Consider the following 12050-nt stretch of genomic DNA (forward strand, 5'->3'; position numbering starts at 1 on the left):
CACTGTGAGGTCAGGTACTACGCCAGCCCCTCATGTTTTTTCCGGTAGTCGATCAGGTCTTTGATGCTTACTAGTTTTAGGTTCAGCTTGTCTGCAATTTGGCGGAGTTCCGGCAGGCGGGCCATGGAGCCATCCTGGCTGAGTACTTCTACCAGCACACCAGAAGGTTTGAAACCTGCCAGACGAGCAAAATCTACGGTAGCCTCCGTATGTCCGGGACGAGCCAACACACCGCCATTCCGGCTTTTGAGCGGAAAAATATGGCCTGGCGAACCGAGTTCTTCGGGCTTTGTGTTTGGGTCGATTAACGCTTTAATCGTTTTGGAGCGATCTGAAGCGGAAATGCCGGTGGTACAGCCATGACCAATGAGGTCAACGGAAATGGTAAAGGCTGTTTCGTGCGAGGAAGTGTTGTTTTCGACCATCATCGGCAGTTCCAGCTTCTGGCAACGCTCTTCCGTTAGCGAAACACATATTAAACCACGGCCTTCTCTGGCCATAAAATTTACGAGCGATGGCGTAATGCACTCCGAGGCGCAAATCATGTCGCCTTCATTCTCACGATCTTCGTCGTCTACTACAATTACTATTTTGCCGTCACGGATGTCGGCTATGGCTTCTTCAATGGTGTTCAATACAATTTGTCCAGTCTCTGGTTTATCCTGACCCATTTTATAGGATTTTATGTCATACAAATTTACGCTTGCACCGCTAGCTGGCGCACAATTGTAAATGTAAAACAAAATCAGCATCCTGCCACAATTTTGTAGTGTAGAGGTGCTGTTGGAGGAGCAGGTCTATATCCTAATCATTTCCGCAGTAGCTAATTTCTGAAAATGTATTGCGGCAGGCGGCTACGAAGGTAACACATCTGCCAGGTGCACCCATTGACGATTTTTTGTGAAGGAAGGGGCCCTCGAAAAAGAGCGTTCAGCGAGTTCAAAATCGTCTTGATTTTACTTGTTCTTTTTGAATCAAGACAAAAAGAACAAGTAAACAGGCAATGCAACAGCTTCACACCGCTGTCAGAGCAGCAAAAGGAGCTATGGGAACTTAGACTAAACACTACCATTCGCGATTGCTTTCGGATCTCGCCCACAAGATCTTTCCAGGATGACAAAGTTGATAGGAGATAAGGCTTAACGAAAATCAGAAGAGGATAGTAGCGATTCTGGTTTAACAAACAGCAGCAATTATTCTAATGAAAATGGCCTTCCAAAGGTAATTTTACCTCCGGAAGGCCAAGGGTAATTAAGGGCTACACCGACAACTTAAACAGACAACTCCGCTTTAACAGGTACAGAACTGCCTACCGCTACTTGCCAGCCTTCATAATCACTTTTCACCTGCTCTGTCTGCTCACCAGGGCGTGTTACCACTTTGTCCTGGTTCAGGGTTTTCAAGTGATCGATGTCTTTATAAACGCCTGCTTTCAGGCCTGCCAGGTAGGCAGCACCCAGGGCAGAGATATCGGGCATGCGTTGTACGGCTACCGGTTTTTCGAGGAGGTCGGAGAGGAACTGCAGCACGAACTTGTTGGAGGTGAGGCCACCGTTTACATTCAGCTCCTGCAGCGCGATGCCAGTGTCCTGCTCCATCGCCGTAATCACATCTTTTATCTGGTACGGAATCGACTCCAGTGCCGCCCGTACAAGATGGTTTTTGTTACAGCCAAAGGTAAGGCCGGTTATAGAAGCTTTGCGGCTCATGTCCCAGTGCGGGGCTCCCAATCCGCTGAAGGCAGGCACCAGGTAAACGCCATTATTGTCGGCTACGGCACGCGCCATAGCTTCTGTTTCTTTGCTGTCGGATATCAGGCCGATTTCATTTTTTAGCCATTCAATGGTGGCACCACAAGTTACGATCACACCTTCCAGGGCATAATCTACACGCTCTTCGGTACTCCAGCAAATAGTCGTGACCATGCCTGTTTCGGAGCCCTGCGCTTTTTCGCCGATGTTCATAATAATAGAAGAACCTGTACCCATAGTAGCTTTTGCCGTACCCGGTGAAAAGCAACCTTCGCCAAAAGCAGCTGCATGCGAATCGCCGATCATGCTCGTAATCTGAATCGGTTGCGGAAACAGCCCGTTAAAATCTGATGCAGCAAAAAGATACGACGATGGCTTTGGCTCCGGCAGGTTCAGGTGCGACAGGTTGAAAACCTCTAGCAGTTCCTGGTCCCACTTCAGCTCCGCTAAATTAAAAAACAGCGTGCGCGAGGCATTGGTATAGTCGGTGAAGTAGCTTTGGCCGTTGGTAAGTTTGTAGAGCAGCCAGGTGTCTATTGTCCCGAAATAGGCTTTGCCAGTGTCTACGGCTTCTCGTACGTTTGCTTCGTTTTCGTAAAGCCAGATCAGCTTGGAACCTGAAAAATAGGGATCTATAAGGAGGCCGGTTTTGGCTTTAATCAGTGGTTCCAGTTGCTCTTCCTTTAGCCGCTCGCAAACAGCAACCGAGCGCTTGCACTGCCACACCACCGCATTGTAAAGAGGTTTCCCAGCCTCATCCCACACCACAAAGGTTTCGCGCTGGTTCGATATGCCGCAGGCTTGTATGCTGCTCAACTCACCGCCGGATGCTGTAAAGTCCTGCAGGCACTTCTCCACAGAGGCTAGCACGTTGCGGTAAATCTCCTGCGGGTCCTGCTCCACAAAGGCACCTTTATACTTAGATGCCAATGGCTCCGATGCTCTGGCTACAGCTGTTCCTGCTTCGTCGAAAATAATGGTTTTGGTGCTACTGGTGCCCTGGTCTACAGCCAGGATATATTTCTTATTCATAATGATTCTGTGAGAGGACGGAATTTAAAAGAATTATGTTAGAAAGCAGACACACATGTTATGGATTGCCATACAGGTATTTATCATCAGAATAGTCCTGATACTTGCGTCCTGTTTTTATTCTCCTTTTGAATTTGCTTTATCAATAATAACTGCCAGGAGTATGACAAAGCCTTTTACTACCTGCTGCCAGAACGGCGACACATCGAGCAATACCAGGCCGTTGTTCAGCACCCCGATAATAATAGCACCGAGTACCGTACCCATAATCGTGCCTCTGCCACCCGAAAGCGAAGTGCCACCAATTACCACCGCTGCAATGGCATCCAGCTCGTAGCTCATACCGGCGTTTGGTTGCGCTGAATCGAGTCGGGAAGTAACAATTAAGCCGCCAATGGCAGCCAGGCCACCTGCAATAGAGTAAACAATTATTTTAATTCGGTTTATGTTGATGCCAGAGAGTCGGGCGGCACTTTCATTACCGCCAATGGCGTAGATGTAGCGACCCAGCCTTGTTTTTTTTGTAACGATAACAGCTGCCAGCACAATAATACCAGAGATCCAGACAGGAAGCGGAATACCTAAAAACCAGCCGGTGCCGAGGTACGAGAAGGTTTCGCCGAGGTTGGAGATCGGGAAGCCTTCGGTCCAGAGCATGGTGAGGCCGCGCGCAATCGTGAGCATAGCCAGTGTAGCTACAAAGGGAGGAACTTTAAATTTGGTGATCGTCCAGCCGTTAAAAGCGCCCAGGGCAGTACCCGTGAGCATGCCTGCCAGTATGGCTCCCAAAACAGTAAACCCGATAAACATATCAAGTGCCGGAATCTCCAGTCCAAATTTGAGCAGACCCGCTGTAATAGCACCGCAAAGTGCCAGAATAGAGCCCACCGACAAATCGATGCCAGCCGTGAGTACGACCAGCGTCATGCCCACCGAAATGCAGATGTTCACGGAGATCTGCCGCATTACGTTCCAGCCGTTGGCTACAGTAAAAAACTTATCTGACAGCAGCCCGATAACCAGGCACAGCATAAACAGTGCGATCAGCGACTGAAACTTGACCAGGTGTTGCTTGTACTGGGTTGCGCCTGCCGGGGCTTTTGTAGAGGAAGTACCTTTTTTCTCCTTCTTCTCTTCCATATATACTTCTGGGCTCATAAGGGCTTTGTTAAATAGTTTTTGGAATAGCCGCTTTCAGGATGCTGTCTTCGGTGGCTTCATCTACAGGCAATTCGGCTGTCAGGCAACCTTCTGCCATCACCAGTATGCGATCGGAGAGGGCCAGTATTTCGGGCAGCTCCGACGATACCACAATAATGCCTAAACCGGCATCGGCCAGGGCTTGTATTAGTTTATAGATTTCGTTTTTGGCGTTAATGTCGATACCGCGGGTAGGTTCATCGAGGAGCAGCACCTTGGGTTTGGTAGCGAGCCATTTGGCAATCACGATTTTCTGTTGGTTACCGCCGCTCAGGTTCTTGGCAGCCTGTGCACTAGACGAGGTTTTAATGCGAAGTTCCTCAATGTACTTGTCGGCCAGGTTGCATTCTTTGCTGTCGTTGAGCATGCCCATGTCTTCCATGCTCTCGAGCGTGGTCAGGCAGATGTTTGTTTTTACATCCAGCCCCAGCACCAGGCCATCTTTTTTGCGGTCTTCGGGCACCAGCGCTATCCCGGATTTAATGGCGTAGGCCGGCGATTTAAAGTGCACTTCCTGCTGCTCCACACACATGCGGCCGCTTATTTGCTTGCCGTGTAGCCCAAAAATAGTTTCCAGCAGTTCTGTTCTACCAGCGCCCATCAACCCAAAAATACCCACAATCTCGCCTCGGCCCAGGCTAAACGATACATTCTTGAGCAGGTTCTCCTGTGGTCTGGTGGGGTGTTTCAGGCAGAGATCCTCTACTTTCAGCACCTCCTGCTTCTGCTTGCAGCAAGGGGTTTTGCGCATGAGGGTAATGCCACGGCCCACCATTTTCTGAATAATCCGGTCGTGGGTCATGCCGGCCATGTCGCCCGACTCTATGGTTTTGCCATCGCGGAGCACAATGTAGCGGTCGGCAATTTTAAAGAGTTCGTCCAGCTTATGCGAAATGTAGACAATGGCTTTGTTTTCGCGTCGCAGGTCGTTAATGATCTCAAACAGCACTTCCACTTCACTCTCACTGATGGCGGAAGTCGGTTCGTCCATAATAATAACTTCGGAGTCGAGGAGCAGGGCTTTGGCAATTTCTACTACCTGCTGTTGCCCCACCTTCAGCTCATGTACCAGCGTGTCGGGTGCTACATCGAGCTTTAGTTTGCGGAGCAGCTTTTCGGTTTGATGGCGCATGGCTTTAGCATCGAGGGTGCCCCAGGCTGTCTCCAGTTCGCGGCCCAGAAAAATATTTTCGGTAATGCTGAGATAAGGGATCAGGTTAAGCTCCTGGTGAATGATAGCAATGCCAGACTCCTGCGCCTCGCGTGGATTGGAGAAGCTGACGGTGTTGCCTTTGTACACGATGCGGCCTTCGTAATCGGGGTAAACGCCAGAAAGTATTTTCATGAGCGTAGACTTACCGGCACCGTTCTCGCCTATAATTGCGGTTACTTTTCCGAAATGAAGCTCCATGTTCACTTGGTCCAGTGCCACCACACCGGAAAAGCGTTTCGTTATGTTTTCTGCAACTAGCACAATGTAGGTTGGTTTTTTAATAAGACATAAGACACAGGATTTTTTTGAAGCTGGAAGTTCTGTAAGCATGAAATGTCTGTTTTCTATTTCAGAAAGAAGCTTGAGAAATCCCGGCAGAATTGGCATGAGCGGGACGACTGAGCCAGCCGGATAATTTCTAATTTGGCGAAGCGCCCACCAGTTCCAGCGAAACCGGCATCACCTCTATCTCGTCGAGGCGAAGGTGCTCCTGGTTCAGTTCGATCGCGCCCACAAACTGCACCTGCTGCCCTTTCTTAGCATTAGCTTTGAAAGGCGGCACCACCTCCGTTCTGATTTTTTTGTTTAGCTCTTCCGACACACTGTTCAGGTGCATTGTGCTGGTAAAGTCGGTTAAGTCGATCAGGCCCTGCGCGTCTCGTACGGCATTGCCATACACAAACTCGGTTTCAATTTTAACGGGTTGCTGCCCCTCTTCTGACGTTGCCACAACTGTTACTGTATTTTCGCCTACCGCTGTTATTTCACCTTCTCCTTTAACCAGAAAGTACCGGATATTTCCGATGCCGAGCGCGTGGGAGTGGCTGGTGAAAGCCGCTGCTTTGTCGGCTTTTAGCAGCGAGATAAGGGCGTTTATTTCTACTGCCTGGTTTAAGCCGGGCGTGAGTTTGGTGTTCCAGAATTTATTGGCATAGGTAGCGGCATCGAACTGATCTGATGCCGGGGATGCTTTTACTTCGCTCAGGCTTTTGAAGTAGACGGAGTTATAGGCCAGCACCAGCGCTACCAGCAGCATAATGCCGTATTTAATGCTCTTCTTCATCTTCTTTTTATTTTGTAGCCAGGTAATCTTTCACGTTGTCCTGTTTCACGAGCTCCACGGCCACCGGCATTTTCTGTGGAAAATCGCGTTTGCCTTTAAAATACTCATCGGCATAGGTCGCGGCCGTCTGCGCCATTACCACCGGGTATTGCATACCGGTAGCCGCTATTTTACCATCGTTTATAGATTTAATTACATCGTCGGCACCATCAAACCCGAACACCTGTACCCTGTCGGCTATGCCTGCTGCCACTACCGCCTGGTACGCGCCCATGGCCATGGCATCGTTTCCGCAAAACACAGCATCAATGTCGGGGTGAGCCTGCAGCACCGACTCCAGCACCTCCATGGCTTTGTTCCTGTCGAAATCTGCGCTTTGCTGAGCCACCATTTTCAGGTCTGGGTAATTGTCGACCACGCTATGGAAACCTTTGGAGCGGCTCCAGGTATTGTTGTCGCCAACCAGGCCCAGGATTTCTACATACTTGCCTTTTTTGTTCATTTTCTGCACAAAGTATTTGCCCATAGCCACGCAACCGGAGTAGCTGTCGGAGAGAATTTGGGAGGTGGCGGCTTCGGTGGAGTTTACTTCACGGTCCATGCAAAATACGGGTACGTCGGCAGCTTTGGCCTTCATCACATTCGAGACGGAACCGTCGGCATCGGTGGGGTTAAAAAGAATGGCATCGTAACCGGAGGCAATGGCGTTTTCGAAATGGTCTGCCTCTAGTGCCGTGTTGTTCTGCGAATCGAAGATTTTGGCTTCGTAGCCTAGTTCTCTTGCCTGGGCTGCCGCGCTTTCGCCGAGTACCACAAACCAGGGGTTGTTGAGTGTTGAAATAATAACGGCCACTTTTTTGGGCTCGTCTGCATCGGCTTTGCCGGAGCAGCCTGCCAGCAGCAGCACTCCGAACAGTAGGAGCAACACCGGTATTTTAGTTAAGTATCTTGCCATAGCGAAATTTCTGGTTTTTTGGCTCCTCGTGATTTTTGCCCTCTTTTTTATCTTCAACAAGTAAGGGTATTGTGTTAGTGGCTTTGAACTAACATTTGTTTAAAATAAAGCATAAAAAAGAAGCTTTCAAATATTTACATATAAATAAAGATTTTATTTTTAAATAATGAAGGTTTGTGAAGTATTCTCATGCAGGTTGTGCGGTGACTGTAGGCATGAATAATTATTCTTCTGCTTCCTTCCTGATTTTAATTCTGTAGGTTTATGTGGGCCAGGGGCAAAAAGTTTAAGTTCGCATAGTTGCTGTTCTCTCATTGACTGCATTAGCAAATTCCAATTTGCTTAAATTATTCTAATGATTTTGCCCTTCCAGAGGCTTTTTGGGGTAAGGCAATTAAGGGTAAAAATCATTCTTTCAGATACCCATTTAAAGCATATCCCAAACAACCATTTAACAATTAAACCATTAAGCAATTAACAGTCAGTAATCAACAACCAAATCAAATTATTCCAATGAAAACGCCCTTCCAAAGGCAAAAGCCTGTAAAATTGTCAAGGGTTCAGGAGGGTAAGAGCCGCTTCTGCTAAGCCACTTTCCGATAAACCGTAATGGTTGAAGATGTCGTTCTGGGAGCCGGTAACGGTGTACTCATCCGGAATACCCATAATTTTGAAAGCATTGCGGTGGCCGCTTTGGAACAGGAAAGAAGCGCAGGCCTCGCCCAGACCCCCGTACACACTGTGCTCCTCAACAGTTATGATCGGCTTACCAGCTGCGGCAACTTTTTCGAGTAGCCCCGTGTCGAGTGGTTTAATGGTGTGCATGCTGATGACGGTGGCACTAATGCCCTGCTCTTTCTCTAGTTTAGCAGCAGCCTGTAAGGCAGGGTACACGGTTTCGCCGGTTGCCACAAACGTAAGGTCGTCGCCTTCTCTTACAACGCGTCCTTTGCCGAACTCAAACGTGCTTTCGCTGTCGGGCTGAAGCAGAGGCATTTGTTTTTTTCCGAACCGGATGTAAAAGGGCTGTTCCAAGGCAGCGGCCTGTGCAATGGCTTGCTCGGTCTCGAAGTTATCGGCAGGGGCTACAATGGTAATGTTGTTGATGGCGCGGAGTACGGCATAATCGTGGAGGCTGTGGTGGGTGGTGCCCAGGGCTCCGTAGCTAACGCCGGCGCTAATACCAATAAGCTTTACGGGGTTGTCGGAATAAGCGACATCGTTCTTGATCTGCTCCAGTGCGCGTGCCGTTAAAAAACAAGCCGGTGAAACGGCAAACACTTTTTTGCCGGCCGAAGCCAGGCCTGCCGCCACACCTACCAGGTTTTGTTCGGCAATGCCTATTTCCACGATCTGCTTCGGGAATTTCTGCCCGAACGGCACAAGCTTTCCGGACCCGCGCGAGTCGCTGGTAACGGCTATAATGTCTCTGTCGGTCGCAGCCAGTTCCTGAAGGGTACTCGAAAATACTTCGAGGTTTGCTTTGCCGGTTTCTATTTCCTTTTCTATGATAGCACCCACAGTTTATCTGATTTTGTGATGAAAAATTACTTTTAATTAAATCTCGCTTGCTTAAAGAGTCGCCATAACAGCATCGAGTTCTTCTATGGCTTCGTGGTATTGCGCCTCGCTTGGCACACCGTGGTGCCACTTCAGCACGTTTTCCATGTAGCTCACACCTTTGCCTTTTATGGTATGCGCAATTATGAGACTTGGCTTGTTCGGTTCAAAAGGCATGGCATCAAAGGCTTCTTTCAGAGCGGCAACGTCGTGGCCATCTACATGGCGCACAGCCCAGCCAAAACTCTCGAATTTATCGTCGATGGGGTTGGTATCACACACTTCTTTGGTAGAAGCAGTTATCTGCAGTTTGTTATGGTCTATAATGGCGCAGAGGTTGTCGAGCTTGTAATGTGAGGCAGTAAGCGCCGCTTCCCAGTTAGAGCCTTCGGGCAGTTCGCCATCGCCGAGCAGCGTAAACACACGGTAATCGCGTTCATCCATTTTAGCAGCCAGTGCAGTGCCTACGCTCAGCGGCAAACCGTGGCCCAACGCCCCTGTGTTCTGCTCCACGCCATTTACTTTGCGGGTAGGGTGCCCAATGTAGTGCGACTTGTACTGGCACAGCGTCTCCAGGTCCGACTCCGGGAAAAAGCCTTTATCGGCGAGTACCACAAACAGTGCCTCCACAGTGTGGCCTTTGCTCTGGATGTACCGGTCGCGGTCCGGCGAAGTAAAATTCTCCGGACTTACATTTAAAGTGTAATTGTACAGAACATTCAGGATGTCGATACAGGAGAGGCTCCCGCCGGTATGGCCTGCTTTGGCACCATAAATATACTTGAGTATGTTTTTCCGGTATAAGACGGATTTTTGCTGTAGCTCTAGCGCTGTCATTTGCTTCAAATTTTAGAGGTTAAACCTGCTGGCTTCTTATCCTTCGTGGTGGTAAACTTCCCAGCCCATGTAGTTGCCAAGGGCTTCTTTTAGAATACCGGCTGTTTTGGAGGCATTCATGACCACGTGGTGCTCAAAGCCGTTTTTGCAAACGTACTGCATGAGCCCCTGCAGGTTATTTATTTTGGCTACAGCTCTGTTGCCGAAGGTGTTCAGGGCATCGTCTGTCAGTTCGCCTTCGCCGATGTACACTTTTATAATGCCTTTGGGGTCGTCGGTGCTGATGCGGCCATAGGTAAGCGGCATGGCAGGAGTGCGGCCATCGAGGGCACCGAAGGTGTTCTCTTCGCCTACAGTAGTGCCCAGAATAGGAGCCGTGCTCATTTTAATGTCTGGCAGAAAAGATTTGGCCCAGTTGCCGCAATGGAACAGCACGCATTTCTCTTCGTCGCTGGCGTAGTTGTTGTTCCAGTCTACGAGGGCGCTTGGCGAGCCGGAAGCCAGTTGCATGGCATACATGCTCAGGGTGCCGGTTACATCTACTTCGCAAGCGCTTGGCAGCATGTTCTCGCTCATCATGCTCATGCTGGTGCACACGTTGCAGCCGTAGTTTTGCTGAATCGAGGTCCAGCATTGTATGGCGGTGGCATCGAGGGCGTTTACTTCCATGAACTGGTTCAGCACCACATCGAGCTTGGCAATCTGGATCAATACATCTTCCGGGGTAAGGCCAGTGGGGGTGTAGGCTTTAATTTTTTCCAGGCGATCGAGTACTGCCGAATCGTCTTTCGTAAGTCTTTCAGCATTACCCAGGATTTCTGAAAGGTCTACAGTTGTAACGGATATGCCATTTCGCTGCAATATTTTTTCGCTGTAGCGTACGGTGTTAAAACCTCCTGGTCTGGCGCCTACTGCCCCGATTCTTACATTACGCAAGCCTCTTACTACACGGCAAACTGCCATAAAGTCGTTCAGGTCGGCTATAAAGCTTGGGTCGGAGGGGTGCACCACGTGTTTGGTGGTAGTGGTGTATTTAATGCCGTATTGGTAAAGGTTGTTGCAAACCGATATTTTGCCGCACCAGGAGTCTCTTCTGCGGGCTACGTCCAGCTTCTCCAGGTCATCGGGGTAGGCCTGTACCAGTACGGGTACATCCAGCTTGGCTAATTTAAGCGTTTCGGCCACGCCTCTTTCGTCGCCGAAGTTTGGCAACAGCACCAGCACACCCACAATTTCATCTCTATGCTTTTTAAAAAGTTCAGCACACTTCATGGCATCCTGAAACGTTTCCACACCGCCCAGTTTGGTATCTTCCGGGTCGAGCAGTACCGGGCGTATGTTCTGGTCTTCCAGTACACTTAAAATCTCAATGCGGGCATCTGCTACCAGAGAATCGGGGAAGAAATTTCGGTTGCCAATTATAACTCCTAAAGTGAGTTGCTGTTTTACGTTTTGCATTAGCTTGCTATTATTAATTCAATTTCGTTGTCATGAAAAACCTTCTGGTGCTTATCGGCAATACCTGCATCGGTAATAATATAATCGATAAGCGAGAGGGCACCCAGGCTGGCAAAGGCACTTTTGCCGATTTTAGTCGAGTCGGCTACCAGATAGGTTGTTTCGGCAGCATCTATCATGGCTTTTTTAACTACAATGTCGCTGATGCTGGGGTAGGTGAGACCCGACTTTAGCGAAAGGCCGGCCGTTGCCAGAAACAGCTTCTGCACGTTAATGCCCTTAAAGAAATCGGCTGCTTTCTGGCCTGTCAGCGAAAGGGTAGGGGGCTTAAATTCCCCGCCTGTCATAATCACTTCTATGCCTGGTTCTGCTCCCAGCATCAGGGCTATGTTCAGGGCGTTGGTAATTACGGTCAGGTTTTTAAAGCCTCTTAGTTTTTTGGCGATTTCGGTGGTGGTAGAGCCAGAGTCTAATATTATAGTGTCGCCGCTCTCTATGTATTCCAGGCATTTTTGGGCGATCAGCTCTTTCTTGTCCATGTTCTCTTTGTTGGCGAGCGCGACCTCCCTTACCTGGTCCTCCACGTTCTTCAGGAATGCCCCGCCATGCTCCCGCACTAACAGCCCGTCTTTATCTAATTTCTCCAGATCCTGGCGTATGGTCACTTCTGTAACTTTAAAGAGTTTTGCCAGATCAATTACCTTAGCCGAACCGTCTTCTTTTAATAATTCCAGAATTTTTTCCCTTCGCTGATTAGCCATCATAGCTTCGTATGTTTATAGTACTACATAGTTTCCGCTAAATTTAATCATAAAAGCGTTCTACTGCATAGTTTCGGTTCGGAAGGCGTAATTTATAAAATAATCCGAATACTTTGTTTTATTTTTTATTTTCTTCGTTTTGTTCTTTAATATGAGTAGGTATAAAGTATATCTGATAGATGAACAATGCTTTAGAGAAAATAATTTCCGGTATTTTTTC

The 12050-nt window shown here is 48.8% G+C and carries 9 protein-coding genes and 1 pseudogene; all 10 read right to left on the bottom strand.

All coding sequences use genetic code 11. From position 1 onward, the window contains the following. Nucleotides 1-23 precede the first annotated feature (23 nt). Nucleotides 24-671, bottom strand: a pseudogene (gene ribB / locus FVR03_RS07130) (3,4-dihydroxy-2-butanone-4-phosphate synthase); the annotation flags it as partial. A 600-nt stretch (nt 672-1271) separates the two neighbouring features. Further along, entirely contained in the window at nt 1272-2783 is a 1512-nt protein-coding gene (locus FVR03_RS07135; RefSeq protein WP_147921051.1) for an FGGY family carbohydrate kinase, read from the bottom strand. 117 nt (nt 2784-2900) lie between these two features. Next, a complete protein-coding gene (locus tag FVR03_RS07140; RefSeq protein WP_369410446.1) occupies nt 2901-3941 on the bottom strand; it encodes an ABC transporter permease subunit in 1041 nt (346 codons plus the stop codon). 10 nt (nt 3942-3951) lie between these two features. Then, nucleotides 3952-5457, bottom strand: a complete 1506-nt coding sequence (locus tag FVR03_RS07145) for a sugar ABC transporter ATP-binding protein (RefSeq protein WP_147921052.1) — start codon at nt 5455-5457, stop codon at nt 3952-3954. A gap of 157 nt (nt 5458-5614) precedes the next feature. Then, nucleotides 5615-6259 (bottom strand): DUF2291 domain-containing protein, encoded by a 645-nt coding sequence (locus FVR03_RS07150; RefSeq protein WP_147921053.1) that lies wholly within the window; start codon nt 6257-6259, stop codon nt 5615-5617. 7 nt (nt 6260-6266) lie between these two features. After that, complete coding sequence (locus tag FVR03_RS07155; protein WP_147921054.1) at nt 6267-7214, bottom strand: D-ribose ABC transporter substrate-binding protein; 948 nt, start codon at nt 7212-7214, stop codon at nt 6267-6269. Nucleotides 7215-7766: 552 nt separating this feature from the next. Then, complete coding sequence (locus FVR03_RS07160) at nt 7767-8735, bottom strand: transketolase family protein (protein WP_147921055.1); 969 nt, start codon at nt 8733-8735, stop codon at nt 7767-7769. Between the two features lie 51 nt (nt 8736-8786). Further along, nucleotides 8787-9611: a transketolase gene (locus FVR03_RS07165; RefSeq protein WP_147921056.1), complete on the bottom strand. Its 825-nt coding sequence runs from the start codon at nt 9609-9611 to the stop codon at nt 8787-8789. A 36-nt stretch (nt 9612-9647) separates the two neighbouring features. Next, nucleotides 9648-11069 (bottom strand): L-fucose/L-arabinose isomerase family protein, encoded by a 1422-nt coding sequence (locus tag FVR03_RS07170; protein WP_147921057.1) that lies wholly within the window; start codon nt 11067-11069, stop codon nt 9648-9650. Then, nucleotides 11069-11833 (bottom strand): DeoR/GlpR family DNA-binding transcription regulator, encoded by a 765-nt coding sequence (locus FVR03_RS07175; RefSeq protein WP_147921058.1) that lies wholly within the window; start codon nt 11831-11833, stop codon nt 11069-11071. Before FVR03_RS07175 ends, FVR03_RS07170 begins: the two co-directional genes overlap by 1 nt. Nucleotides 11834-12050 lie beyond the last annotated feature (217 nt).

This window comes from Pontibacter qinzhouensis (genome assembly GCF_008017455.1).
Classification (GTDB): domain Bacteria; phylum Bacteroidota; class Bacteroidia; order Cytophagales; family Hymenobacteraceae; genus Pontibacter; species Pontibacter qinzhouensis.